Origin of the sequence: Azospirillum palustre (assembly GCF_002573965.1) — a bacterium.
GTDB lineage: Bacteria > Pseudomonadota > Alphaproteobacteria > Azospirillales > Azospirillaceae > Azospirillum > Azospirillum palustre.
Genome location: NZ_PDKW01000041.1, coordinates 648,436 through 673,896 on the forward strand (window position 1 = coordinate 648,436; position 25,461 = coordinate 673,896).

The 25,461-nt window shown below is 67.4% G+C and carries 26 protein-coding genes; 13 read left to right on the top strand and 13 right to left on the bottom strand.

Annotation, left to right across the window (positions count from 1 at the left end; genetic code table 11):
• Positions 1 to 4: 4 nt before the first annotated feature.
• Positions 5 to 1,801, bottom strand: a complete 1,797-nt coding sequence (locus CRT60_RS16670; protein WP_098737638.1) for a tetratricopeptide repeat protein — start codon at positions 1,799 to 1,801, stop codon at positions 5 to 7.
• Between the two features lie 190 nt (positions 1,802 to 1,991).
• Between CRT60_RS16670 and CRT60_RS16675 the strand changes: the two genes are divergently transcribed.
• From CRT60_RS16675 to CRT60_RS16690, 4 genes are all read left to right on the top strand, one after another.
• Positions 1,992 to 2,996 carry a L,D-transpeptidase gene (locus CRT60_RS16675; RefSeq protein WP_244592537.1) on the top strand — a complete coding sequence of 335 codons (1,005 nt, stop codon included), beginning with the start codon at positions 1,992 to 1,994 and terminating at the stop codon, positions 2,994 to 2,996.
• Positions 2,997 to 3,099: 103 nt separating this feature from the next.
• Complete coding sequence (locus CRT60_RS16680; RefSeq protein WP_098737640.1) at positions 3,100 to 3,969, top strand: branched-chain amino acid ABC transporter permease; 870 nt, start codon at positions 3,100 to 3,102, stop codon at positions 3,967 to 3,969.
• The gene (locus CRT60_RS16685; RefSeq protein ID WP_193548438.1) at positions 3,966 to 4,985 is read left to right on the top strand and encodes a branched-chain amino acid ABC transporter permease; all 1,020 of its coding nucleotides are present in this window, start codon (positions 3,966 to 3,968) and stop codon (positions 4,983 to 4,985) included. The genes CRT60_RS16680 and CRT60_RS16685 overlap by 4 nt, the downstream gene beginning before the upstream one ends.
• A 1-nt stretch (position 4,986) precedes the next feature.
• Positions 4,987 to 5,715 carry an ABC transporter ATP-binding protein gene (locus CRT60_RS16690; RefSeq protein ID WP_098737641.1) on the top strand — a complete coding sequence of 243 codons (729 nt, stop codon included), beginning with the start codon at positions 4,987 to 4,989 and terminating at the stop codon, positions 5,713 to 5,715.
• Positions 5,716 to 5,726: 11 nt separating this feature from the next.
• Here the strand turns inward: CRT60_RS16690 and CRT60_RS16695 are convergent, their stop codons facing one another.
• The 4 genes from CRT60_RS16695 to CRT60_RS16710 form a co-directional block, all read right to left on the bottom strand.
• The gene (locus CRT60_RS16695) at positions 5,727 to 6,530 is read right to left on the bottom strand and encodes a family 16 glycosylhydrolase (RefSeq protein WP_098737642.1); all 804 of its coding nucleotides are present in this window, start codon (positions 6,528 to 6,530) and stop codon (positions 5,727 to 5,729) included.
• Between the two features lie 184 nt (positions 6,531 to 6,714).
• Positions 6,715 to 7,881, bottom strand: a complete 1,167-nt coding sequence (rodA, locus tag CRT60_RS16700; RefSeq protein ID WP_098737903.1) for a rod shape-determining protein RodA — start codon at positions 7,879 to 7,881, stop codon at positions 6,715 to 6,717.
• A gap of 200 nt (positions 7,882 to 8,081) precedes the next feature.
• Positions 8,082 to 9,275 (bottom strand): GGDEF domain-containing protein, encoded by a 1,194-nt coding sequence (locus CRT60_RS16705; RefSeq protein ID WP_098737643.1) that lies wholly within the window; start codon positions 9,273 to 9,275, stop codon positions 8,082 to 8,084.
• Positions 9,276 to 9,472: 197 nt separating this feature from the next.
• Complete coding sequence (locus tag CRT60_RS16710) at positions 9,473 to 10,102, bottom strand: TetR/AcrR family transcriptional regulator (RefSeq protein ID WP_244592538.1); 630 nt, start codon at positions 10,100 to 10,102, stop codon at positions 9,473 to 9,475.
• Positions 10,103 to 10,339: 237 nt separating this feature from the next.
• On the opposite strand from CRT60_RS16710, the gene CRT60_RS16715 reads away from it, so the two are divergent.
• The 3 genes from CRT60_RS16715 (at position 10,340) to CRT60_RS16725 (ending at position 13,787) form a co-directional block, all read left to right on the top strand.
• Positions 10,340 to 11,449 (top strand): HlyD family secretion protein, encoded by a 1,110-nt coding sequence (locus tag CRT60_RS16715; protein ID WP_098737645.1) that lies wholly within the window; start codon positions 10,340 to 10,342, stop codon positions 11,447 to 11,449.
• Positions 11,450 to 11,612: 163 nt separating this feature from the next.
• The gene (locus CRT60_RS16720; protein WP_098737646.1) at positions 11,613 to 13,166 is read left to right on the top strand and encodes a DHA2 family efflux MFS transporter permease subunit; all 1,554 of its coding nucleotides are present in this window, start codon (positions 11,613 to 11,615) and stop codon (positions 13,164 to 13,166) included.
• A gap of 93 nt (positions 13,167 to 13,259) precedes the next feature.
• A complete protein-coding gene (locus tag CRT60_RS16725) occupies positions 13,260 to 13,787 on the top strand; it encodes a hypothetical protein (RefSeq protein ID WP_098737647.1) in 528 nt (175 codons plus the stop codon).
• A gap of 31 nt (positions 13,788 to 13,818) precedes the next feature.
• On the opposite strand, the gene CRT60_RS16730 is transcribed toward CRT60_RS16725, so the two are convergent.
• Entirely contained in the window at positions 13,819 to 15,033 is a 1,215-nt protein-coding gene (locus tag CRT60_RS16730) for an E22 family MetX-like putative esterase (RefSeq protein ID WP_098737648.1), read from the bottom strand.
• A gap of 97 nt (positions 15,034 to 15,130) precedes the next feature.
• On the bottom strand, positions 15,131 to 15,451 hold the full coding sequence (locus CRT60_RS16735) for a heavy metal-binding domain-containing protein (protein ID WP_098737649.1): 321 nt from the start codon (positions 15,449 to 15,451) through the stop codon (positions 15,131 to 15,133).
• A 160-nt stretch (positions 15,452 to 15,611) separates the two neighbouring features.
• Here CRT60_RS16735 and CRT60_RS16740 point away from each other — a divergent pair, with 160 nt between their 5' ends.
• The 5 genes from CRT60_RS16740 (at position 15,612) to CRT60_RS16760 (ending at position 19,034) form a co-directional block, all read left to right on the top strand.
• On the top strand, positions 15,612 to 16,250 hold the full coding sequence (locus CRT60_RS16740) for an XRE family transcriptional regulator (protein ID WP_244592539.1): 639 nt from the start codon (positions 15,612 to 15,614) through the stop codon (positions 16,248 to 16,250).
• Positions 16,251 to 16,569: 319 nt separating this feature from the next.
• Positions 16,570 to 17,532 carry a YqaJ viral recombinase family protein gene (locus tag CRT60_RS16745; protein WP_098737651.1) on the top strand — a complete coding sequence of 321 codons (963 nt, stop codon included), beginning with the start codon at positions 16,570 to 16,572 and terminating at the stop codon, positions 17,530 to 17,532.
• On the top strand, positions 17,520 to 18,389 hold the full coding sequence (locus CRT60_RS16750) for a hypothetical protein (protein WP_244592540.1): 870 nt from the start codon (positions 17,520 to 17,522) through the stop codon (positions 18,387 to 18,389). Before CRT60_RS16745 ends, CRT60_RS16750 begins: the two co-directional genes overlap by 13 nt.
• Before the next feature lie 75 nt (positions 18,390 to 18,464).
• Positions 18,465 to 18,740 (top strand): hypothetical protein, encoded by a 276-nt coding sequence (locus CRT60_RS16755; RefSeq protein WP_098737905.1) that lies wholly within the window; start codon positions 18,465 to 18,467, stop codon positions 18,738 to 18,740.
• Positions 18,741 to 18,773: 33 nt separating this feature from the next.
• Positions 18,774 to 19,034, top strand: coding sequence for a hypothetical protein (locus CRT60_RS16760; RefSeq protein WP_098737652.1), 261 nt, complete (start codon positions 18,774 to 18,776; stop codon positions 19,032 to 19,034).
• A gap of 154 nt (positions 19,035 to 19,188) precedes the next feature.
• Here the strand turns inward: CRT60_RS16760 and CRT60_RS35730 are convergent, their stop codons facing one another.
• The 5 genes from CRT60_RS35730 to CRT60_RS16785 form a co-directional block, all read right to left on the bottom strand.
• Positions 19,189 to 19,662 (bottom strand): hypothetical protein, encoded by a 474-nt coding sequence (locus tag CRT60_RS35730; protein WP_143273293.1) that lies wholly within the window; start codon positions 19,660 to 19,662, stop codon positions 19,189 to 19,191.
• Positions 19,663 to 19,762: 100 nt separating this feature from the next.
• The gene (locus CRT60_RS16770; RefSeq protein WP_098737654.1) at positions 19,763 to 22,114 is read right to left on the bottom strand and encodes a Tex family protein; all 2,352 of its coding nucleotides are present in this window, start codon (positions 22,112 to 22,114) and stop codon (positions 19,763 to 19,765) included.
• A gap of 398 nt (positions 22,115 to 22,512) precedes the next feature.
• Positions 22,513 to 22,956, bottom strand: a complete 444-nt coding sequence (locus tag CRT60_RS16775) for a periplasmic heavy metal sensor (RefSeq protein WP_098737655.1) — start codon at positions 22,954 to 22,956, stop codon at positions 22,513 to 22,515.
• Positions 22,953 to 23,381, bottom strand: a complete 429-nt coding sequence (locus tag CRT60_RS16780; RefSeq protein ID WP_098737656.1) for a hypothetical protein — start codon at positions 23,379 to 23,381, stop codon at positions 22,953 to 22,955. The genes CRT60_RS16775 and CRT60_RS16780 overlap by 4 nt, the downstream gene beginning before the upstream one ends.
• On the bottom strand, positions 23,378 to 23,953 hold the full coding sequence (locus CRT60_RS16785) for a sigma-70 family RNA polymerase sigma factor (RefSeq protein WP_098737657.1): 576 nt from the start codon (positions 23,951 to 23,953) through the stop codon (positions 23,378 to 23,380). Before CRT60_RS16785 ends, CRT60_RS16780 begins: the two co-directional genes overlap by 4 nt.
• A 303-nt stretch (positions 23,954 to 24,256) precedes the next feature.
• On the opposite strand from CRT60_RS16785, the gene CRT60_RS37845 reads away from it, so the two are divergent.
• Positions 24,257 to 24,358, top strand: a complete 102-nt coding sequence (locus CRT60_RS37845; RefSeq protein ID WP_475369091.1) for a small membrane protein YohP — start codon at positions 24,257 to 24,259, stop codon at positions 24,356 to 24,358.
• A gap of 22 nt (positions 24,359 to 24,380) precedes the next feature.
• Here CRT60_RS37845 and CRT60_RS16790 read toward each other — a convergent pair whose 3' ends face one another.
• A complete protein-coding gene (locus CRT60_RS16790) occupies positions 24,381 to 25,355 on the bottom strand; it encodes an NAD(P)H-dependent flavin oxidoreductase (protein ID WP_098737658.1) in 975 nt (324 codons plus the stop codon).
• Between the last annotated feature and the right edge of the window lie 106 nt (positions 25,356 to 25,461).

The window sequence follows — 25,461 nt, forward strand, 5'->3', positions numbered from 1 at the left end:
GGGTTCAGTACAGCTCCTGCGCCTCGCGCGCATAGTCCAGCAGCTTTTCCACCGACCGCGCGCGGTCCGCCGTTTCGGCGAAGCGGGTGCGTGCCGCCTCGGCAGCCTGCGCCCGTGCGGCGGCATCCTGTCCAAGCGTCGCGGCCCGGTCCAGGAAGGCCGTCTCGTCGGCAACGGTCAGGGTGGGACCGACGATCCCGGCGACATCGCCCTGGGCATAGGTCACCACCGGCAGCCCGTCCGCCAGAGCGAAGGCCGCGCTGCCGCCGCCGCCCTGGCGCGGCGGATTCAGATAGGCGGTCGCCACGCCGTACAGCCCGCGAATGGCGTCGACATGTCCCAGCGCCTGCATCCGCGCCGCGTTGCGGGTGGCGGCGATCCGGCCCGGCAGGTCGGTCACCGCGCCGGCGAAGGCGATATGGGCGTCGGGCACGCGGTCGAGCAGGCGGTCGAGCGTTTCAAGGAACTCCGGCCCGACCTCCTGATCCAGGCGGTTGCCGACGACGACATGGAGCGGCCCATCGGCCGGCAGGCCGAAATCGGCGCGGCTGCGTGCCGGACCGGCATCCGGCAGGGTCCAGCCGAAGAAGAAGGGACGGAAGCGCGCCCGCGCCTCCTCCGGCCAGCCGGCGGCGCTGTCCTCCGGGGCATAGCCCAGCAGAAGCGTGGCGAGCGAGGGCGGAAGGCCGCTGGAGGTCGGCAGGAACACCACCGGCCGGCTGCGGGCGAACAGATCGGCCACCGTGTTGGAGCCGCCGAAGGCAACGATCACATCGGGATCGAAATGCTGCACCGCATCGACGATGGCGGTCAGCTTCTCCTCGTCGAAACGCGGCTGCGGGAAGGACAGCATGCGGACCTCGGCGCCGAAGGCGGTCAGGGTCTGTTCGCCGTCATACTCCGCGGTGACGTTGTAGCTGTATTCCGGAACGAAGCCGTTCTCGCCCTCCACCGCCATGGCGTTGGGGTTGACGATCAGCACCTGGCAGCCATGGTCGTCCTGGAGCCGGTGGGCATAATCGAAGGCGTCGGCGGTCGGCTGGTGCCCCTCGCCCAGCATCTGGTTGGTGATCAGCGCCACCCGCTTCACCGCAGTGCGCGGCGCCACCCGGCGCAGGCGGGTGTCGAGGCCGTAGCGGCGCGCCGTCTCCTCCACGAGCAGGCGGTAGAACCGGCGGAATTCGCCGACGGTGAAGGCGCTGACATCGCCCTTGCGCGTGTCGCCCTGGAACAGCCGCATGGCGATGCCCCAATAGGCGTAATGCATCGACGGGATGGAGAAGCGCAGCGGGTCGTCCAGCGCCGTGTTCACCAGGGCGCGGTAATAGGTCACGTCGCCGGTCAGCAGGAAAAGCAGCGACTGGCGCCGCATCACGTCGCCCATGGTGTAGCGGGCATCGACCTCCGCGGCGGCGGCGGCGCGGATGTCGTCGTCATAGCGGCGGATCAGGTTGGCGAGGGCCCCGACATTGCCCCAGCCCTCTCCCTCATTGGTCAGCAGGGTCAGGGCGCGGGCGAAGCTCATCGCCGCCTCGCGGTGGCGGCCGGACGCGTGCAGCGCATGGCCCAGATTGGCATGGAACAGCGGGGAACCGTCATCGCCGGCCACGGCCTGGGCGATGCGGTCGACCGCCTCGTCCGCCCGCCCGGATTGCAGCGCGATCACGCCCAGCAGATGCAGGGCGTCCGGATGGCCGGGCGACGCGTCCAGCACGTCGCGATACAGCCGTTCGGCCTCCGCGGTGCGGCCGGCGCGGTGGTGTTCCGTTGCGACGGCCAACGTCTGCTCGATCTGGTCCATGATGCACGTCCTTGCTGTCCGGGGCGGCCCCGTTCCCCGGCGACCGTCGTCCCATGCTGTTTACCCTGTTTTAGGGGACACGCGATCAACTTTCCGCATGCATGGATTTACGACCTTTCGGGGAGACCGCGGCCGCGGCGTCCTCCTCCGACCGACAACAGCCGCCACCGCCATCCTGGCACGGTGTCTTTTGTGGGCCCTCCTCGCCCTCGCCGGGATCGCCGGCCAGGGGGCGGCGCAAGCGGCCGATCCGGGGCCGGCCAATCTGGAGCCGGCCAATCTGGAGCCAGTCGGCCGGTCGATTGCCATCAGCCTTGCCGACCGCCGCCTCTACCTGACGGATCCCGACGGCGGAACCCGCAGCTTTCCGGTCGCCATCGGCCGCCCCGGCGTGCCGATTCCCGTCGGCGACAGCAGCATCAAGCGCAAGCGCCGCGACCCGACATGGCGGCCGACCGCCAATCAGCGGCGTGACAACCCCGCCCTGCCGCGGGCGGTTCCGCCCGGACCGAACAATCCGCTTGGCCGGTTCGCGCTCGATCTCGGCTGGCCGGCCATCGCCATCCACGGCACCAACGACCCGGACTCGGTCGGCACACGGGCCAGCGGCGGCTGCTTCCGCATGCTGCCCGCGGACATCGAGACCGTCTTCGCGGCGGCGGAGGTCGGCATGCCGGTGCGGGTGGTGCGGGGGGCGTTGGGCGGGGCCACGCCGGAGCTGCCGGCTTCCCGGCCGGCCGGGACGGTTGCGGTTGCGGTCAAGACCGCCCCGCCACCGCCCCTTGCCGCTCCGGTGTCTGCGGTCGCCATCGCCAAGCCGCCGGAGCCGCCACCGGCGCCTGTCGCCGATCCGCGCTGCGCCACCATGACGGCGCCGCTGCGGCGGATGATCTGCGACGTTCCGGCGCTCGCCTTTCTCGACGGCCGTGCCCGCGGAACGCAGGACCGCTTTCTGGCCGGCATCGCCGATCCGGCGGCCCGTGCCGGCGCGGCCTATGAACTGATCCAGGACGAGCGCCGCTTCCACGAGCGGATCGCGGCGCTCTGCTGGATTCGCAGCGGGACCGAGGGGGACCCGGCGGTGGCCGCGGCGGCGCAGTCCTGTCTGGCGACGGCACTCGACCGTCGGTTGAATGACGTGACGGAGCGTATCGCGAGCCTGCGCGGCGGCACCCGGATCGCCGGCCAGCCATAGCGGGATCGGAACGAATCGCAGTGCCGGCGGTCGTTCTGGCTTGCCTGCATCCCCCTTGGACTGCTAACCCGCAGAACCCAACCGTTCGGACAATCCGCCGCCCATGCCGATCGACTATTATCTGAACATCGCGGCCTCCGGCCTGCTGACCGGCCTGGTCTACGGGCTGGCGGCACTGGGGCTTTCGGTCATCTTCGGCGTGGTGCGCGTCGTCAATTTCGCCCATGGCGAGATGATGGTGGCGGGCATGTACGGCGCGGTGCTGCTGGGCGGCTGGCTGGGCCTCGACCCGCTGCTGTCGGCGCCGCTTATGGCGGCGCTGCTGTTCGCCTGCGGCTGGCTGTTGCAGCGCGGGCTGGTCAACAAGTTCGTCGAGCGGCCGGAGCACATGCAGTTCATCCTGCTGCTGGGCATCGCCACCATCCTGGTCAACGCCATGCTGATGCTGTTCGGCCCGGACGCCCGCAACGTCCAGGTGCCTTACAGCTTCGACACGGTGGAGATCGGGTCGATGCTGCTGGACGCCGTGCGGCTGCGTGCCGGGGCGGCGGCCATCGTGGTGGCGGCGGCGCTGTTCGCCTTCTTCCGCTTCAGCCGCACCGGCAAGGCGATCCGCGCCTGTGCCGACAATCCGCTGGGCGCCCGCGTGGTCGGGCTGAACATCGACGGGCTCTATGCCCTGACCTTCGGCATCGGCGCCGCTGTGGTCGGGGTGGCGGGTGCGCTGATGACGCTGCTGGTCGATGCCCGGCCGCAGCTGGCGCCGGAATACACGCTGCTCAGCTTCATCATCGTCATCGTCGGCGGGCTGGGCAGCCTGCCCGGCGCGCTGCTGGGCGGCGTGCTGATCGGCATGTCGGAGGCGCTGGCCGGCTTCCTGCTGACGCCGTCCATGAAATCCCTGTTCAGCTACGGGGTGCTGATCGTGGTTCTGCTGCTGCGCCCGCAAGGGCTGTTGGGGAAACGGTCATGAGCGGCCTTTCGGGAATGATGCCTTCCGGTGTGACAGGACGCGGGCTTGTCCTGCTGGTCCTGGCGGCGCTGGGGCTGGCGGTGGCGCCCTTCGTCGCCGACCGTTATCTGGTGTCGGTGCTGACCACCGTCCTGTGGTTCGCCTATGTCGGCCAGGCCTGGAACGTGATGATGGGCTTTTCCGGCCTGCTGTCGCTGGGCCATGCGCTGTATGTCGGGCTCGGCGCCTATGTCAGCGCGGCGGTGTTCGTCCATTTCGGCATCGGCCCCTGGGCCGGCATGGTCCTGGCGATGCTGGTCGCGGTGGTGGCCGGCTGCGTCATCGGCTTCCTGGGATTCCGCTTCGGGGTGAAGGGCGTGCATTTCGCCCTGCTGACCATCGCCTTCGCCGAAGTGGCACGCATCGGCTTCGACCACATCACCTGGGTCGGCGGGTCCGGCGGCTTCTTCCTGCCGGTGGAGGCGGGGGCGAGCGATCCGCTGAACCTGCGCGGCTCGCCGGTGCTGTTCTATTACGTGGCGCTGGCGCTGGTCGTCGGCGCGCTGTTCCTGTCGCGCGCCCTGCTGCACAGCCGGCTCGGCTACCAGTGGCTGGCGGTGCGCGAGGAGCCGGACGCGGCGGAGGCGTCGGGCGTCGACCTGTTCCGCGCCCGCATGACGGCGGTGGCGGTGTCGTCCGCCCTGACCGCGCTGGGCGGCGTGTTCCAGGCCTTCTATTTCAACAACCTGTTCCCGGAGCAGGTCTTCTCCATGGGCCGGTCCATCGAGATCATCCTGCCGGCCATCGTCGGCGGCATCGGCACGCTGGTCGGCCCGATCCTGGGCGCCTTCATCCTGACGCCGCTGGGCGAGGCGCTGACCTTCCTGATCGAGGCCGGCGGGCTGGACCTGCCCGGCCTGAAGCAACTGTTCTACGGTGCGGCGCTGGTGGCGATCGTGGTGTTCCGGCCGGAGGGCGTGTGGCCCTGGCTGGCCCGCCGCCTGCGTCTTGTCCGCCAGCCGGGGGAGGGCGCCTGAGATGACCGCCTTGCTTGAGGTCGAGCGCCTGTCCAAGCGGTTCCGCGGGCTGAAGGCGGTGTCGGAGGTCAGCTTCACCGTGCCGGAGGGGCGCATCCTGGCATTGATCGGCCCGAACGGCGCCGGCAAGACCACCACCTTCAACCTGATCGCCGGCGTCTTCCCGCCCGACGAGGGGCGGGTGACGCTGAAGGGCCGCAACCTGACCGGCCTGAAGCCCAACCAGGTCTGCGCCGCCGGGATCGGCCGCACCTTCCAGATCGTCAAGCCCTTCGGCCAGTTGACGGTCGAGGAGAATGTCGTGGTCGGCGCGCTGGCCCGCGAACGGTCGGTGGAGACCGCGAGGCGGCAGGCCCGCGCCGTGCTGGAGCGTCTGGAGCTGGCCGATCAGGCCAACCGCCCGGCGCGCAGCCTGACCCTGCCCGACCGCAAGCGGCTGGAGGTCGCCCGTGCGCTGGCCACCCGCCCGACCCTGCTGCTGCTGGACGAGGTGCTGGCGGGGCTTCGCCCGACCGAGGTCGACCGGATGGTCGAGGTCCTGCGCGAGCTGAACCGGCGCGAAGGCCTGACCATCCTGATGATCGAGCATGTCATGCGCGCGGTGATGGCGCTGTCGGACCGCGTGGTGGTGCTGGACCATGGCGAGAAGATCGCCGACGGCGCCCCGGCGGAGGTCGTCGCCGACCCCCGCGTCGTCGAATCCTACCTGGGCGCCGAAGCGCTGGACTGACCGGGCGGTCCTCAGTTGCTGAGGTTCGCCGGATCCTCGCGGTAGGTGACGGAGGCGACCTCGGCTGCCAGGGGATGGCCGGGATAGGTGAAGCGGCGCAGCCATTCGGTGTCGCCGGACGCGCTCCAGAAGCGGAGCATCAGCCGGCCGGGCATGCGCGGCAGTTCCTCCGGCTTGCCCGACACCTGATGGACCGGCTTGCCGTCGACGGTCCAGACGATGCCGGTGGGCTTCCAGTCGAAGCCGTAGCTGTGGACGCCCTTGGCGGCATCGAAGCCGAGATCGACCACCGTGTCGCGGTGCCCGGCGCCGTTGACGACGTAGCTGATCTCCAGCTTGGTGGTGTCCTTGCCGGCGATCCCCATGGTGATTTCGTCCCACGGATCGCCGAAGGGCGGGCCGGTATAGTGGGAGACCGAGGTCATCACCCCGTCGGCCTTCACCGCCTTCAGCGACACCGTGTAGGCGCCGTAGCCGTAGAAGCGGTGCGTCGAATATTCGCCGCAGGAATAGCGGTCGCTGCCGGACATGCGCTCGCTGCCGGCAATCCGGTCGCTGACCGACAGGGCGACGTGGCCTTTCCCGGCGGTGACGTTGGCCCGGCTCCAGGTGCAGTTCATGTGCCCGCCGGCCTTCCAGCCGTCCGACCGCTGCCAGCGCGAGGTCTCGAAGGACCCGGAAGTCTCGCTGAAGCTGCCGCCGATATGGCTGAACGGCGAGTCCGCCAGCGCCGGTGCGCTGCCGAGCAGAAGGGCGGCGAGGCCCGCCCCGATCACCGCCGTCCGTCCGCTTTGTCCTGAGGCATCTCTCCGCATGGCTATTTCCTCCCGCTGATACCGGGCCTATCCGCAAGATCGGTCGGCCTGCACCCCGATATCGCGAGAGCGGGGCGAAGCGGCAACGGCGCGGCCGGGGTGCGACAGGCACTTGCCCGGCGTACCTCAGCCGATAACCGAACCGAATGGGGGATGCCGGAGGTCGGAAGTCAGACGTTGGACGTCAGACGTCGGTGACGCCGCTCTTGGGGATGCGGACGTCACGGTGGACCGACATGCTCAGCAGCAGGCCGACGCCGATCATCAGCGTCATCATCGCCGACCCGCCATAGGACACCAGCGGCAGCGGGATGCCGACGACGGGGATCAGCCCCATCACCATCGCCACATTGACGAAGACGTAGAGGAAGAACTGCGCCGTCATGCCGACCGCGACCAGCCGGCCGAACTGGCTGCGGCTGTTCAGCGCGATCACCCAGCCATAGATGAACAGCAGGATGTAGAGCGCCAGCAGCGTGGCGGCGCCGACCATGCCGAACTCCTCCGCCAGCACGACGAAGATGAAGTCGGTGTGCTTTTCCGGCAGGAACATCAGCTGGCTTTGCGAGCCGGACATGAAGCCCTTGCCGAACAGACCGCCGGAGCCGAGCGCGATCTTCGACTGCAGGATGTTGTAGCCGGCGCCGAGCGGATCGGTTTCCGGATCGAGGAAGGTGTAGACGCGCTGCTTCTGGTAGTCGTGCAGGAATTCCCAGGCGATGGGGATGGCGCTGAGGCCGCCGCCGATCACCAGCAGGAACTTCCATACCCGGACTCCGGCGGCGAAGAAGATGGCGCCGCTGCCCATGATCAGCAGCAGCGAGGTGCCGAGGTTGGGCTGCATCAGGACGAAGGCGACTGGTGTGAAGACCAGCAGCAGCGGCGGGATCAGCAGAAGCGGCCGGCCGATCTGGTCCAGCGTCACCCCGTGGAAATAGCGGGCGAGCGCCAGCGTCAGCGCCGGCTTCATCAGCTCCGACGGCTGGAGCTGGAAGAAGCCGAGGTCGATCCAGCGCTGGGCGCCCATGCCGATGCGGCCCATCAGCTCCACCGCGATCAGCAGGCAGAGCACCATGAAGAAGATGACGTAGGCCGACTTCATCAGGTGGCGGATGTCGACCAGCGCGATGCCCAGCATCAGGATGAGGCCGGGAATGGCGCGGACCAGCTGCGGCTGTGCCCACGGTTTCCAGTGGCCGCCGGCGGCGGAATAGAGCAGCCCGACGCCGACCCCGGTGATCGTGCAGATCAGCAGGACCAGCCCCCAGTTGATGAGCCTGAATTTTGTGCCGAGCGTCAGCTGCGACCGCTGCGGCTCCAGGCCGCTGGAGCCGAGATGGGAAAGAACCACGACCTTGCGCCGATGTTGCCGGAAGGGACGGTGCCGGATCGGACCCGGCAAGCCGGCCCCGGACTATCGACCGGAGTAAGCCGGCCGGCGGGGACCGGCGCGGATAATGCGGCAAGCGGCCCCGCGGGTAAAGGCGGCCGTGCGCCATTGCCCGCGGGGCCACTTTTTCTAACCGGTCCCGCGCGTCTCTTTCCTGGCTGTCAGGCGTGCAACGCAGGGGTCAGCGCCACCGCGGGGTAGAAACGCACCTGATTGCGCCCGGCATGCTTCGCATCGTAGAGCGCGCTGTCCGATTGGGCCATCAGGTCGGAAAACTCGCTGTGTTCCCGCGTCAGGCTGACGCCGCCGATGCTGCAGGTCACCGTCACGCCGGCTTCGGCGCCAAGCTGGGCCAACTGCCGCTCGATGGCGCTGCGCAGCCGTTCGGCCAGCAACCGGCCGGCCTCCACACCCGTTTCCGGCAGCAGGATGGCGAATTCCTCCCCGCCGATCCGGCCCACCGAATCCTCGCTCCGGATCTGTGCGGCACAGCAATCGGCCACCGCCTGGATGACCCGGTCGCCGAACGGATGGCCGGCCCGGTCGTTGACCGCCTTGAAGCGGTCGATGTCGAGCACCAGCACCGTCAGGTCGCGGCCATGGCGGCGGGCGCGGCGGAACTCGACCTCGCCCAGCTCGAACAGGCGGCGGCGGTTCAGGCTGCCGGTCAGCCCGTCGGTGTGGGCGAGCTTCGCCAGTTCGCGGTTGAACTCGTCGCTGGCCATCAGGACATAGTTGATCGCCCCGACCACCGTTCCCAGCAGCGTCAGCAGGAAGGTGAGCCGTTCCACCCCGTCGTCCAGCATGTAGGCGGTCGGCGCCTCGCCCTGTGTCACACCGGCACCCATGCGGACCAGATAGGCCACCGCCAGGGAGGCGCAGAGGATCCCGGTCACATAGTGCGGAATGCCGCGCCCCTCGTAACGCACCAGCACTTCGAAGGCGATCACCAGCAGCATGGCCGCCGTCGTGAAACTGACCAGGATGCGGATCGAGGCGATGCCGCCGCCGGACAGCAGCAGCAGGGCACTGACCAGCCCCACCGCCAACCCGACGGCCAGCGGCGCCAGCGGCGGGGCCGGCCGATTCTGGAGATGGCGGACACTGGTGTAGTTCATCGACAGCCCGGCGATGCCCAGCCCGTTGGCGAGCGGCACGAGCAGGTCCGGCGCCAGGCCGCCGCGCAGGCCCGCGACCAGGAAGCCCAGCCCCACCAGGAACTTGCCGTAGGCATAGGCGCGCAGGGAATTGCGGATATGGCGCGGATAGCGGCCGGAGGCGACCACAATGGACAGACCGACGGCAAAGCCAATTACGGTGATGACCTGCGCGATGAAGGTCGTCTCGAAATCCATCCGCAAACCCGCCACGCACCGTTACGCCGGTATGTCGTGGGCACGCTATACGAAGCCTTGGCCGGTGACAAGACGAAGGGGGCGAAGCCTGTCGCTGGATTTATGACGATTGGATTTGGATTGTCTCCGGCACCAACTGAAGGTTTGTGGGCGCTGCGGCTCAACTCTTATTGGGCGTATTTCAGGCGCCTTACCCCTCAGCGCGCTTCGGGCGCATAGCCCTTGACGAACAGATCGACGGCGGCATCGACGAATCGCTCCAGATCCGCGTCGCCCGGCCGTTCGCTCAGGCAAAGCAGCAGCTTCATGTGCATGTTGGCCTTCAGCAGACCGAAGAACTGGTGGGTGGCGAGGTCGCAATCGGTGATCGCCAGCTCCCCCCGCTCCACCATATGGGTCATGAACTGGTGCGCGCGCTGGAAGGTTTCGGCGGGACCGCTGTCATAGAAGGCCTGGGCGAGCTGGGGCTGGCGCAGAACCTCGCCCAGCACCATCCGGTACAGGCCCAGCGCCTTGGGCGAGGCGATGAAACGGACGAAGGTCTTGCCGATCAGGCGCAGCCCATCGGCCGCCGGCAGGCGCATCGCTTCGTCCCAGATGCCGGCCATGACGGAGTTCGCGCATTCGCAGGCGACCATCGCCCGGAACAGTTCCTCCTTGCTGCCGAAATGGGCGTACAGCGTCGCCTTGGACACGTTCGCCCTCTTGGCGACCGCGTCCATGCTGACGGCACTGTAGCCATGTTCCAGGAACAGGGTGCCGGCCGCGTCCATGATCTGGGCCGGCTTCGATCCTGCTTCGGGAGTGGGGGCAACCAACGTGGTCATGCGCGCCTCGCCTTGGTCCATGTGCTTGGCCCCTACCGCGTTCCGCATCGCCCGACAAGCCCCCTGACACCCGTTGACAAAAACTGAACCGTTCAGTTCGGTCTTGACAACAGATAGGCCGTCCGCCATCTTCCGGCAAGACTAAACTGAACGGTTCAGTTTCTTTTCCGTGACGGCGCCGGCAAGAGCGCATCGGCGGACATCTGGCCGGACCGCGGTGGATTGGGGATAGAGACAATGGCGAATGGCGTGCGGAAGATCGTGCTGTCGGGCGTTGCGCTGGCCGTGCTGGCAGGCGGCGCCGTCGCCGGCCAACAGTGGTGGACGGAAGGTCGGTTCATGGAATCGACCGACAATGCCTATGTGCAGAGCGACATCACAGTCGTCAGCCCGAAGATCTCCGCGTATGTCCGCGATGTGAAGGTCGCCGAAAACCAGCTGGTTCGGACGGGCGACGTGCTGGCGATCCTCGACGAGCAGGATTTCCGCGCCAAGGTGGCGGAGTCCGAAGCCGCGGTGACCGCGCAGAAGGCGGCGCTCGGCACGCTGGACAGCAAGCTGGAGCTTCAGCGCACGGTGATCGACCAGGCTGCCGCCACGCTGGCGAGCGCCGAGGCCGAACAGCGCCGCGCCCAGCAGGACTATGAGCGCAACCGCTCGCTGGCCAGCGACAGCTGGACCAGCCGCCAGAAGCTGGAAACCGCCGACGCCGACCTGCGCAAGGCGGTGGCCCAGGTGGCGAAGGCGCGGGCGGCGCTGGCCTCGGAGAACGAGCAGGTCAACGTCCTGCGCGCCACCCGGACCGAGACGGAAGCCCATCTGGCCCAGTCGCAGGCCACCCTGCAGACGGCGCGCAACGATCTGGACAACACCGTGATCCGCGCGCCGGTCGACGGGGTGATCGGCAACCGCGGCGTCCAGGTCGGCCAGTATGCCCGGCCAGGCGTGCAGATGCTGTCGCTGGTGCCGCTGCCCGACGTCTATGTGGTCGCCAACTTCAAGGAGACCCAGCTGTCGCGCATGCGCCCCGGCCAGCATGTCAGCATCTCCGTCGACGCCTTCCCGGATCGCCATCTGACCGGCACGGTGGAAAGCTTCGCCCCGGCCTCGGGGTCAAAGTTCTCGCTGCTGCCGCCGGAGAATGCGACCGGCAACTTCACCAAGATCGTCCAGCGCGTTCCCGTCCGCATCGCCCTGCCGCGCGACAACGCGCTGGCCGGCCTGCTGCGCCCCGGCCTGTCCGTGGTGGCGGAGGTCGACACCCGCGGTGCCGACAGCCAGCCGCATCTGACCAGCGGCGCCGTCTTCGGCGCGCTGACCGACAAGCAGGCGGTGGCCGCCAGGTAAGCGGCCACGGCTCCGGCGGGGACGCCGCCCCTCCTCCCCCTTCGGGGCGGCGTCCCTGTCCGTCATTCACTTCGATAGATCCAGGCAGCTTATCGGCCGGAGCCATCCCTGGGGCCACCCCCGGGGCGGCAGTCGTTCGGCCGCGACGGAAGGCAGCGGTTCCATGGCGACACCGGCCCAGGGCATGCGCCCCCTCACCACCCGCGACATCGCCGGCTTCTTCGCGATGGTCGTCGGCATGTTCATGGCGATCCTGGACATCCAGATCGTCTCCAGCTCGCTGTCGGAAATCCAGGCCGGTCTCGCCGCCAGCGCCGACGAGATTTCGTGGGTGCAGACCTCCTACCTGATCGCGGAGGTCGTGATGATCCCGCTGTCGGGCATCCTGTCGCGCATCATGTCGACCCGCGTGCTGTTCACCCTGGCGGCGGCCGGCTTCACCCTGACCAGTGTCGCCTGCGCCTTTGCCGGCGGCATCGAATCGATGATCGTCTGGCGGGCTTTGCAGGGCTTCATCGGCGGCGCGATGATCCCGACGGTGTTCGCCACCAGCTTCATGATCTTCCCGCCGGAAAAGCGGGCGGGCGTGTCGGTGATGATGGGGCTGGTCGCCACCATGGCGCCGACCATCGGCCCGACGCTGGGCGGCTATCTGACCCAGCACCTTTCCTGGCACTGGCTGTTCCTGGCCAATGTCATCCCCGGCATCCTGGTGACCTCGCTGGTCTGGTTCCTGGTCGATGTCGACCGGCCGAATCCGGAACTGCGCAAGGGCTTCGACTTCCTCGGGCTGGGGCTGATGGCCGCTTTCCTGGGAAGCCTGGAGTATGTGGTGGAGGAGGGGCCGCGCAACGACTGGTTCGACGACGAGACGATCTTCGCGCTGGCGGTGGTGGCCGCCGTCTCCGCCGCCGGCTTCTTCTGGCGGGTGCTGTCCTACCGCAATCCCATCGTGGAGCTGCGCGCCTTCGCCGACCGCAACTTCGCCATCGGATCGCTCTACAGCTTCATCCTCGGCATCGGCCTCTACGGGTCGGTTTATCTGCAGCCGCTGTTCCTGGCCCGCGTGCGCGGTTTCAACAGCCTGCAGATCGGCGAGATCATGTTCGTGACCGGCATCTTCCAGTTCATGTCGGCACCCATCGCCGGCGCGCTGTCGAAGCGGATGGACCTGCGCGCCATGCTGGCGCTGGGGCTGATCCTGTTCGGCACCGGCGTCTGGCTGAACAGCCACTTCACCGCCGACACCGGCTTCTGGGAGCTGTTCCTGCCGCAGGCGGTGCGCGGCATGTCGCTGATGCTGTGCTTCATCCCGATCAACAGCGTGGCGCTGGGTACCCTGCCGCCTGACAAGCTGAAGAACGCGTCGGGCCTCTACAACCTGATGCGCAACCTCGGCGGCGCCATCGGACTTGCCGCGATCAACACGGTGCTGACCGACCGCAACGCGCTGCACCTGAACCGGCTCGGCGACAACGTGAACCTCGCCCGTCCGGAGGTGCAGCAGATGGTCGACAGCCTCAGCCAGCGCTTTGACGGGCTGGTGGCCGATCCGACCGCCGCCGCGATGTCCCGGCTGGTCGGGCTGGTCCAGCGCGAGGCGCTGATCCTGACCTTCAACGACGCCATGCTGCTGATGTCGGCGGTGTTCTTCGGCGCGCTGCTGTTCATGCCGCTGGTGCGCCGCCCGGGGGCGCCGGTGAAGGCGGATCACTGAGCATGGGATAGGTTGCCGCCCGTGGGTTGTGCTATAGCTTGACGGAACGTCAGACCGCCAGTCCGAACACCTGCACAAACCCGGCCGAGTCCCATGAGCAAGCGCCAATACACCCGAACCGAGGTCAAGGAACTGCTGGGCGCGCTGGAGCGCCAGTGCCGTGAGGCATCGAAGCTGGCCCAGCTGGCCGAGCATGAGGCCAGCAAGCACAGCTTCGGCGCCTACCGCGACTTCCGCGACAAGGTGGGCGAGTTCCAGGCGCTGGTCATCCTGATCGAGCAGCGCCTGCGCAATCTGGTCGATGCGCGTTCCGACGATTTGCGCGACCAGTTCGAGAAGCTGGACATGGTGATGCTGGCCCTTCTGGTGCGGGCCAGCATGCGCTTCTTCTTCGTGCTGTCGGCCAACCCGATCCTGCCGATGGGCGCCCGCGAGATCTTCGTCGCCGAGCTGCGCAGCCTGCACGATGCCGCGGAAAAGCTGAAGCGGCCCAATTATGTCGGCAAGCTCGGCCCGGAACTGGACCGCGACCTGGAGACGGCGTCGCTGATCCTGGAAGAGATCATCGACAAGGCGCCGAGCCTGCTGAACTTCCGCGGAGCGCCGATCAGCGGGGAGTAGGGGGCTCCGGCGTCCAAAGCCCCCCGCCACCTCACTTCGCCAGGAACTGCGCGATCGTGTCGCCCGCCTTGCCGATGTTCACCACGCCGTCGAGATGGCCGAGCGTCGAGGTGATCGATTCGGTGTACTCCACCGCGTTCCCCTGCTTTTCCAGCCGATCCTTCAGCGGGCGCATGTTGCGGTCGGGCGGGAAGACGAGGTCGTCGGCCGACGGGATCAGCAGGACCGGAGCCTTGATCTTCGCCAGACCGTCCTCCAGCGAGGCGCCGTTTCCGGTGACGAAGGTCTGGTTGGCCTTCACCAGATAGAGGAAATGGTTGGCGTCGCTGACCGCGGCGCGGCCTGAGGCCGCCTTTTCCAGCCAGGCTTCGATGGCATACTGGTTGGCCATCGCGGCCTTCGGGTCCTTGCCGTCCTCCGCCCATTTGCGGCCGAAGGCGGCGTCTGCCCATTTCCAGTGACGGGCGTGCAGGGTGACCAGCTTCAGCGCCTCGGTCAGGCCGGCCTTCGGCTCCGCCTTGCCGTAATAGTCGCCGTTGTTCCAGTTGGGGTCGAGCTTGATCGGGGCCGCCCACAGGTTCAGCCAGCCGATCAGGAAGGGGTCGGCCTCCGGCCCGCCGATGGCGGCGATGACGCGCTTGACCATCTCCGGATGGTCGGCCCCCCATTCGAAGGCCTGGAGCGACCCCATCGAGCCGCCCATCACCGCCTGCAGGGTCTTGATGCCCAGGCTGTCGACCAGAGCCTTCTGGACATTGACGAAGTCCTGGATGGTGACGATGGGGAAGCTCATGCCATAAGGCTTGCCGGTGTCCGGATTGATGCTGGCCGGGCCGGTGGTGACGACGTTGGGATCCTTGGGCGACAGGTTCACCAGCGTGTCGGAGGCGATGATGAAGTATTTGTCGGTATCCAGCGGCTTGCCGGGGCCGATGATGCTGTCCCAATAACCCGGAGCGGCATCATCGGCCTTGTATTTCCCGGCGGCATGGCTGTTGCCGCTGAAGAAATGGGTGATGAGGATGACGTTGTCCTTGGCATCGTTCAGCTTGCCGTAGCTTTCCCAGCCGATGCGGACATTCTTGATCGTCCCGCCACCGGTGGTGGTGTAGGACGGCATCTCGAAGACCTTCTTCTCGACGATGGCGTCGAGCGCCAGAGCGGGCAGGGCGCCGAACAGGCACGCCGCCATGGCGAGGCCGCCGATGCAGCCTGACCGGATGGAACCGCGGACAACCCCACGCATGTGCAACCCCCTCCGATTGTTTGCTTGGTCGGCAGTCTACGCATAAGGTCCGGCCTGTCCAGACGCCATCGCTGACGCTTACGGTCAGGGGCTGACTTTAGCGGAGGCGGACGGCGGTGCCGTTGACCGACACCATCAGCATGCCGTTCTCCTTGCCCAGCACCTCGTAATCGACGTCCACGCCGACCACGGCGTCGGCGCCCAGGGCGCGGGCCGATTCTTGCAGGTCGGCGAAAGCCGCCTCGCGCGCGTCGCGCAGGGCCGCCTGGTAGCCGCCGGCCCGGCCGCCGACGATGTCGCGCACGGAGGAGAACAGGTCGCGGAACACGTTGACGCCCATGATCGCCTCGCCGGCGACGATGCCGAGATACTCGGTGATCTGGCGGCCTTCGATGGACTCGGTGCTGGTGACGATCACGGTCGCAACTCCTTGCTGTTGGCTTCGATGCCGCACAGATGGGGCCGCCACGGCGGAGTCCAAGGCGGCACTGCGAAATCGCAGCAGCTTCTAGTCCATCGCGCCTTCCCCCATCCGGTCGCGACCGTGTAGGACAGGGTGGGGGATTGCCAAGGGGAGAATGATGGACGACACGCGGCGAGCCATCCTGCGCTGGATGACCGGCGTCATGGAGGCGAAGGACTGGAGCGCCGGCGGCTGGGCGCGGCTGGCCGGCGTCACCGCCACCAACCTGACCCGCTTCCTGCGCGATCCGGCAATGGGCAGCGTGCCCAGCGCCGACACGCTGGCCCGGCTGGCCCGTGTGGCCGGGTCGGAGCCGCGCTTCCTCGACGAGCATGCCTATGCGCCGGTCACGCGCGTGCCGGTGCTGTCGCTGGAACAGGCGCACATTTTCCTCGACCTCGGCCGCCGGGCAGGGGAGGCGTTCCTGGCTGGGGCGCTGAAGGAGGGTGCCGCGTCGGTCGCCATGGACGGACACACCTCCCGCCGGGCCTTCGCGCTGCGCATCCTGTCGAAGAGCCTGGACGCCGCCGGCGTGCTGCCGCGCGACTGCGTGGTACTGGAACCGCTGGACGTGCTGACGCCGCAGGCGGGCGACGTGGTGGTGACGGTGGGCGAGGGCACCATCTGCGGATACCGCTTCTTTCCGCCCCATCTGATGCCGGTTTCGACCGATCCCGATTGCCACCCCACCGCTTTCGACCGTGCCCATGTGGCTGGAGTCGCCGTTCACGTGGTGCGAGCGCTTCGCATGTAAAAGCCCGTGGCGGACAGAGTCGCGGTGCGCGTTCCCATCCGCCGCGACTCGCAAAAACGGTCAGCTCTACTCCGTCCGTTTTGACTTGTGACGACTCTTGTCAGAACACACCAAATATAGCGTGTTTTCAGGTCTTTGATCTGGTCTATGGTCAAGCCGTAGGTTCATGTTTTGTTCTTGAAAGCTGCGTGTTCGCATCCCATATTCAGAGTCCGGTGAGGCGGTCCGAAACACATGCTGCGAAGTCGCAGCAAGGGCCGCGCTTAGACGCCGGGACGGGTGGTCCGAAAGGGCCCAAAACCGGGAAAAGCGGAACAGCATGGCGATCACTCAGGCACAGCGGGACTTGCGGGCGGGGCGGATCGGGTCGTCGGATGCGACACGCGTGATGGCTGGCGACTGGCTGTCGCTGTGGCGCGAGAAGACCGGCCGGGTCGAGCCTGAGAATCTGGATTTCGTCGCCGCCGTGCAGATCGGAATTGCGACCGAGCATCTGCACCCGCGCTTCGTCGCCCATGCCACCGGCCGCGTCTGCGTTGCGGCACCCGATACCTACCGACACGCCGAGCATGACTGGATGGTCGCCCATCCCGACTTCCTGACCGGCAGTGTGGCCGATGGCGCTCTCGACACCATCGTGGAGGCGAAGTTCAACAGCGGCTTCCAGACCGATGCCGATCTCGCCCGCCGCTATCACTGGCAGGTCCAGCACCAGCTGGAAGTGGTCGGTCTGGACCGCGCGCTGCTGTCGATCCTGCGCCCCACCGGCCACAGCCTGGTGACGGTGGACCGGCGGCCGGACGATGTCGAGCGGCTGGTCGAGACGCTGGAAGCCTTCTGGTGGCACGTCGTCAACGATGTCGAGCCGTCGGATCCGCTGCCGATGGACGGCCCGTCCTATGAGAATGGCCGCGTCTTCGACATGGGGCGGCACAACCGCTTCCGCGCGCTGGCCGACCGGCTGGTCGCCAACCGGGCGGCGGCGCTGGAGGTGAAGGAGGCCGAGGCCGCCCTCAAGGCACTGATGCCCGACGATGCCCGTATCGCCTTTGTCGCCACCGGTCAGGCCGGTGGCCTCTATCTCACGCGTGACCGCGAGGGGCGACTCAGCCTGCGCTATGGCGCACCGCCGCGCCGCGCCCTGGCGGACGCGCAATCCTGGGTGCCCTCCGCTGACCCGAACGGGGTGGAATTCAGCCTGGAAGCAGCGCTGACCGCCGGCTGGGGTGAGGGGAGAGCCGAAACGTTTGGACAAGAAGGACCCAAATCATGGGACGCATGAGCAAGACCGACCACATCGTTGCCGATGCCGAGATGCCTGAATCGAACGTGACCGAGTCCAGCGTGGCGGAGACCAGCCCGGCCGAGCCGAAATCCGGCGGCCGCGGCTCCCAGGGGTCCAAGGGGGCTGCCGGCGCCGGCAGCCGGGCGGAAGAGCCGCAGCGCATCGACACCATGTTCCTGTGGAACCGGCTGAAGCGCACCGACCCGAAGGCGACCAAGCCCTTCACCCGTGCCGGCGGCTTCCGCGGCACGCAGATCGACCCGACCTGGCGCTTCCAGATGATGACGGAGGTGTTCGGCCCGATCGGCAAGGGCTGGGGTTATGAGCAGGTCGACTGGACCATCGCGGAACGGATGATCTTCATCTGCGCCCGCGTCTGGTACATCGACCCGGAGACGAAGGAAAAGTGCTTCACCGGCCCGCAGTGGGGCGGGACCGAGATGGTCCGCCGCCGCAACGGCATGGAGATGCCGGACGACGAGTGCTTCAAGATGTCGATGACCGACGCGGTCGGCAAATGCCTGCTGCAGATCGGTCTGGCCGCCGACGTCTATATGGGCCAGTTCGACGACAGCAAATACCGGGAGGAATCGGAGGCCTTCTATGCCGCCAAGTCCAACCCGGACCTGCAACCCGCCGCCGTCGAAGCCTTCGAGGCGGAGGTGAAGCGCCGGCTGGGGGTCTGCCTGGACCTCGATGACCTGGAAGAGGTCTGGCGGTCGGGCGTCGGCACCCGCCTGCGCGAGATCGGCGCCGTGGACCGCGCCGCCCAGCACCGCATCACCGGCCTGTTCGCCCAGAAGAAGGCCGAGATTCTGAAGCGCGAGGAAGAGGACGGGCGGGAAGCCGCCTGACGGAAGGCCATGACCCAGACAACTCCCAGGGCGACTCAGAGCACCGGCGACCGGTCGCCCAGCGGTCTTTTCCGCATGAGCGCCTGGGAAGGCGAGTTCGAACGTGCCAACGCGCAGCTGCCGCGCTGGTACTGGAATCGCGACCAGCGCCGCCGCCACTACGCCCGCTGGGTGGAGGCTGAGGCCGAAACGCTGGCGATGCGGCTGTCGGGACTGCTGCGGTCCGACACGCCTGCGGAAACCTCAGTTGCGGCCCGCGTCCTTGTCGACTCGTTGTCGCGTGACATCGACTGGGCTCGACGGTTGGAAGATTCTGATTCGGAAGACGGCAAGTTCGCTCACGCCGCCTGACCGCAGGCGGCATCAAGGGAAGGATATCATCCCATGACGATAGAAGAGGTCCAGGCGCGTCTGCGCGCCGCTCAAGCCCATCTCGGGCGTGAGGGCCGCTTCGCCCTCACCCTCAGCCTGGACGGGCGCGAGGAATGCTATGTCACCCATTGGTTCCGCCCCGAACCGCATGCCTTCGAGGACTGCCGTGCGGTCGGTTCCGGAACCCTCAACGAATGCCTGGACGCGCTCGACCGCTATGTGGCGGTGAACCGGGTGCGCGACGAGGCGCCGATGCTGATGGCAGCCGAATGACATCCCCGTAACGGCCAAGCCGTCGGCCTTCGTCCCCTCGTCCCCCCCGCGGACGAGGGGACTTTTTTGTCCGCCATCCGCGGGCTGCCGGGAAAAGCTTCACCTCTCCCGGCAGTCGAAGCAGAGGGAGTCGGAATGGCAGCTTACTCGCCGGTCAGACCTTCAGCAGGGCAGCATTGAGAGCGCTGATGGTCGTATTGTAGGCCATCTTGTAAGTGATATCTTGCGTGATCAGCTGAAAGCCGCTCGCCGCGCTGAAGACGATATTGATATTTCCTCCGGCTCCTCCCGTCGTATAGGAAAGATTGCTGATGGTAACGATTTCGGAAACTGTGCCGCCGGTAAGATGCAAATGCGGATATTCGGTTTGCTGCACCGGCGGATGCCAGAAATAGTTCTGGGACTGGTGGGTCCAGGTCGGTCCGAAAAAGCTGACCGGCACTTTGGGCGGATTTTGATAAGTCATATTCATACACCCGTAATAGTATTGATGGACCAACAAATTATTAGCAAAAAGAGAAAAACTATCAACATCGAATCGGCTAAAAATTGTACCGCAACGGCTGGACGGGGCAAAAAGCGAGTGATGCCCTGTGGCCATGTGCCAGCGCAGGGCAGGGGAGCCCAACCCTCCCCCGCGTTTTGGGGGGAGAGGGGCCGCCGGCACATCGAGAAATTTCCGTTTATCGCCTGGGAGTGGGAGAAGGGGGCATCGCGCCCCCCAACCCCTACTTCTTCTTGCCCGACTGCGCCCGGGCGAACGCCTCGGCGAAGGCGCTGTTGACCGGCTCCGGCGCCTTCGCCGGCTTCGGCGCAGCCTTGGCCGCAGGTGCCGCGGGGCGGCGATCCTGCTGCTGCGGCTGACGCGCCGGTCCCCGCTCGTCGCGCCGCTCTTCCCGGCGGGCCGGACGCGGCGCTTCCTCGCCCATGCGCATGGTGAGCGCGATGCGCTTGCGGGGAATGTCGACCTCCAGAACCTTCACCTTCACCACATCGCCGGCCTTCACCACCGTGTGAGGGTCCTTCACGAAGCTGTTGGCAAGCTGGGAGATGTGCACCAGACCGTCTTGGTGGACGCCGATGTCGACGAAAGCGCCGAAGGCGGTGACGTTGGTGACGACGCCCTCCAGCATCATGCCGGGCTGGAGGTGCTTCAGCTCCTCCACGCCCTCCTTGAAGGTGGCGGTCTTGAACTCCGGCCGGGGGTCGCGGCCGGGCTTCTCCAGCTCCTTGATGATGTCCTCGACGGTGGGGACGCCGAAGCGCTCGTCGGTGAACTCCTCGGCATTCAGGCCGCGCAGGAAGCGGGCGTCGCCGATGACGCTGCCGAGATCGCGGCCGGTCGTCTTCACGATGCGCTGGACCAGCGGATAGGCCTCCGGATGGACGGCGGAGCCGTCGAGCGGATTCTCGCCGTCGCGGATGCGCAGGAAGCCGGCGGCCTGCTCGAAGGTCTTCGGCCCCAGCCGCGCCACGTCGAGCAGTTGCTTGCGCGAACGGAAGGCGCCGTTGCGGTCGCGATGCTCGACGATGTTGCGGGCGATGGTCTCGTTCAGGCCCGACACGCGGGTCAGCAGCGGAATCGAGGCGGTGTTGAGGTCGACGCCGACGGCGTTCACGCAATCCTCGACCACCGCGTCCAGCGACCGGGCCAGCTTGCCGCCGGCCACGTCATGCTGGTACTGGCCGACGCCGATGGATTTCGGCTCGATCTTCACCAGCTCGGCCAGCGGATCCTGCAGGCGGCGGGCGATGGACACCGCGCCGCGCAGGCTGACGTCCAGGGTGGGGAACTCGTGCGCCGCGGTTTCCGAGGCGGAATAGACCGACGCGCCGGCCTCGCTGACCACCAGCTTGGTCAGGGACAGCTCGGGGTGGCGCTTCATCAGGTCGGCGGCCAGCTTGTCGGTCTCGCGCGACGCGGTGCCGTTGCCGATGGAGATCAGTTCCGCCTTGTGCCGGGCCGCCAGCGCCGCCAGCACCGCCAGCGAGCCGTCCCAGTCGTTGCGCGGCGGGTGCGGATAGATGGTGGTCGTTTCCACCAGTTTGCCGGTGGCATCGACCACCGCCACCTTCACGCCGGTGCGGATTCCGGGGTCGAGCCCGATGGTGACGCGCTGACCGGCGGGGGCGGCCAGCAGCAGGTCGTGCAGGTTGCGGGCGAAGACGCGGATCGCCTCGTCCTCGGCGCGCTCGCGCAAGGATCCCATCAGGTCGGTCTCAATGTGCGGGCCGATCTTCAGCTTCCAGGTCCAGCGCACCACGTCGGACAGCCACTTGTCGGCCGGGCGGCCCTGGTCGCGGATGCCGGTGTGGACGGCGATGGTGCCCTCCGCCGGGTGGGGCTGCCCCTCCTCGACCGGCAGATCCAGGCGGATGTCGAGCACGCCCTGCGTCCGGCCGCGGAACAGCGCCAGGGCGCGGTGCGACGGCAGCTTCGACCAGTTCTCCGAGAAGTCGAAATAGTCGGAGAATTTGGCGCCCTCCGCCTTCTTCTCCTCGATCACCTTGGAGGTGACGACGCCCTTGTCGGCCATGGCGGTGCGCAGGCGGCCGACCAGCTCGGCATCCTCGCCGAAGCGCTCCACAAGAATATGGCGGGCGCCGTCCAGCGCCGCCTTGACGTCGGCGACGCCCTTGTCGGCGCTGACGAAGGCGGCGGCCTCCATGTCGGGCTGCTTCTTCGGATCGGCCAGCAGCGCGTCGGCCAGCGGCTCCAGCCCGGCCTCGCGGGCGATCTGGGCCTTGGTGCGGCGCTTCTGCTTGTAGGGCAGGTAGAGATCCTCAAGCCGGGTCTTGGTGTCGGCCTGTTTGATCTGGCGCTCCAGCTCCGGCGTCAGCTTGCCCTGGTCCTGAATGGTGGACAGGATGCTGGCGCGGCGGTCCTCCAGCTCGCGCAGGTAGCCCAGCCGCTCCTCCAGGGTGCGGAGCTGGGTGTCGTCCAGGCCGCCGGTCGCCTCCTTGCGGTAGCGCGCGATGAAGGGGACGGTCGATCCCTCGTCGAGCATGGCGATGGCGGAAGCGACCTGGGACTCGCGGACCGACAGTTCGTCGGCGATGCGCTGGCTGATGGACAGCATGAGGCAGGGATCCTGCGGACTGGTGACGAAACAACGGGCGTCTGTCATAGCGCGTCGGGGGCGGGTGACGCCACCCCGGCCTTTCGTCAGAGAGACAGGGTAGGGCAGGTCAACCGTCGGCGGGACCATGCGGCGACGATCTTCGCAAATAAGTGGTAGGGGTCGATTTCTCCCCTCCATTCATCGGCCGTTAACCATATTGGCCTATATCTTTGCGTGCAACTTGGTTGCGTTTCCTCCCGAACCAACTTAAGGGCGGCCCGGCGGCGATACCGTCAGGCCGCCTTTTCTTTTTGGGTCGCCCGGTCCGTTTCCGGACAAAGGAAAAAAAGGCCGGGACGGACATGCCGCCCCGGCCTGACCCCGGATGTGTCTGCCGCCGGTCGAAACCGAAAGGATCAGGGAAGGCGGCTTTCAGCCAAACGCAGGCGGCCTTCGGGGGAGAGACGGGAAAGGGTATTGACGACGCGCGCCTCGATCTCGCTGCGCAGGGCGGCGTCGTTGGCGTGGACGCGGTCGAACAGGACCCTCAGGCCGGCCGCATCGAAGGGCTGGGCCATCAGGGCGGTGCGCAGACGGGGAGTGAACTCCTCCCGGCTGACATGCATGCGGACGAACAGCGGGCGGGCATCGTCCAGCGCCTTCCGCAGGACCGCGGCATCGGCCGGCGACAAGCGTTGCGACACGTCGTCGACGAAGCGTTCCAGCATCTGGTCCGGCCCGCCGGGCGGCGGGGGCGGGCGGAAGCTGTGGGCGACGACGAAGCCGCCGGCCAGCATGTTGAGCGCAAGGGACCCGACCAGCAGGAACCAGGGCCAGCGGCGCCGGATCGACGGCGTCATCGCGTGTCTCCCAGATAGCTGACGATCATCACGCCGGACAGGCTGGGAGTGCTCGTCTTTTCGAAGGAAATCAGGCCCTGGCTGTAGCTGAGGAAGCCGGCCAGCGCCATGCCGGCCAGGAAACCGGCCAGCGGGGCAGGGCGGAAGGGTGGCCGCGACAGGAACCACGGAACGAATTCGGGCACGATCCGCTGCGCCAGGCAGTCGGCGATGCGGTCGAAGACCTCGGCCTCGCGCCGGGATGAGACCAGCGGGGTCGAGGCGGCGTCGAGCAGCGCGTCGGTGACGGCGGCATCGGCCAGCAGGTCGCGGGCTTCGGCGCTGTCGTCCAGAAGGGCCAGGGCATCGATCCGCGCGGCACGCGGCCAGCGGTCCAGATCGGCGCCATAGGCGTCGGCGTAGCGTTTGAACTCTTTGAGCGTCATGACCGTGCACCGTCCTTCTGACGGATCAGGGGTTGAAGCCGGGCCCGCACGACGCGGCGCGCCCGGACCAGCAGACTTTCCATAGCCGAAACAGACACCTGCAGTATTTCCGATGCTTCAGCGCACGTCATCTCCTCATGGTAGCAAAGGCTGAGCGCCGCCCGCTGCCGTTCGGGAAGGGCGGCGATCGCGGCATCCACCGCGGCGCCGATGCGGATGCCGTCGATCACCGTTTCGGCGCTCCAGGCCGGGTCGGCGATCTCGTCGGCGGCATCCAGGGGGGCGAAGCTGCGCCGCCGCTTGTAGTCGATGGCACGGTTCACCACGATCCTGTACAGCCAGGTGGTGAAGCGGGTTCCGTCGCCGCGCCAGCGGTCGGCGTTGGCCCAGATCTGCAGGAAGGCGTCCTGCGCGACCTCTTCGGCGTCGGCGGCGTTCCCGACAACCCGTTGGGCCAAGGCGATGCTGCGGCGCAGATGTCGGCGCGTGAGCGTTCCAAACGCTTTCCGGTCACCGGCCGCGGCGTCCGCCATCAACGCCTCGTCCGTCGCCGTCTCCTCGGTAGGCTTCACGCCGTCGTCCGCCCGCTCCCGGTTGCTGTCAGGCTTTTATACGCGGCTGCGGCCGGAAGTCCTGCGCGGAGGCAGGCAATTTTCCCCATAGGGGATTTCCCTAGGAAGCGGCCCTGCCTCAACAGTCAATTTCCATAAGAATGCTTATGCGTCTTTTATGCGCGCTGACCGGGCCGCGCTCTCCGGGCACGGTGTGTGGCCGGCGTCGCTGCCCGCCGGGCGGGAACTCCGGTGCTGCCTTGCGGGTTGTTCCAAGCATGACCGTGGCGTCACCGGATACCGGCGGCGCTGCCAACGAGGCCATTGAAGGACCGCATCATGCTCAAGATTTTCGGCTGGGCCATCCTGATCATCTTCATCATCGGCCTGCTGGTCGTCACCGGCATCCTGAAGCTGATCTTCTGAGTCCCTGCCCTGCCCCGCCCGTCTATTCCTCCGCCAGAGCCAGTGCGCGGCGCAGATGGGCGCGGCAGTCGGCAACCATCCGGCGGATCAGATCGTCGCAGCTCGGGATATCGTCGATCAGGCCGATCGCCATGCCGGCGGACACGATTCCGTCCTGAACATCGCCGGACTCCAGGGCCGCCCGGCCGCGCTGTCCGGCGACAAGCGGCCGAACCTCTTCGAACTGGGCGCCGCCAGGGCGCTTCTCCAGCGCGACGACCTCGTCGGATACCGCGTTCCTGAACACGCGGGCCGTGTTGCGCATGCTGCGCAGGATCAGGTTGGTGTCGCGTTCCCCGGCGGCGACCAGCGCCTGCTTGATGCCGTCATGCACCGGCGCCTCGCGCGTGCAGAGGAAGCGGGTGCCCATGTTGACGCCCTGGGCGCCCAGGGCCAGGGCGGCGGCCATGCCGCGCCCGTCGGCGATCCCGCCCGAGGCGATCACCGGAATCCGCAAGGCCCGCACCGCCGCCGGGATCAGGATCAGGCCAGGGATGTCGTCCTCTCCCGGATGGCCGGCGCATTCGAACCCGTCGATGCTGATGATGTCCACCCCGGCCCGTTCGGCGCTCAGCGCATGGCGGACGCTGGTGCATTTGTGCAGGATGCGGATGCCATGGGCCTTCATCCGCTTCACGAAGGCGCGTGGGCTGTTGCCGGCCGTCTCGACGATGGTGATGCCGCTGTCGATGATGACATCGAGATAGCGTTCGTAGGGCGGCGGCTTCACCGCGGGCAGCATGGTCAGGTTCACGCCGAATGGCCGGTCCGTCATCGCGCGGCACCGCCCGATCTCACGCGCCAGATCCTCCGGCGTCGGCTGGGTCAGTGCGGTCAGGATGCCCAGGCCGCCGGCATTCGATACGGCCGCGGCCAGTTCCGCCAGCCCGACCCACTGCATCCCGCCCTGCACAATCGGATAGTCGATGCCGAGCAGGCGCGTTACCTCGGTTTTCATGGCGTCCCCTTCCCCATATCTGACCATTTGTCGCAGACAGTCATGAAACCGGTGCAGCATACTTGTTTATAAGCGATCCCAAAGGCCAATTCGGAATATGATCTTC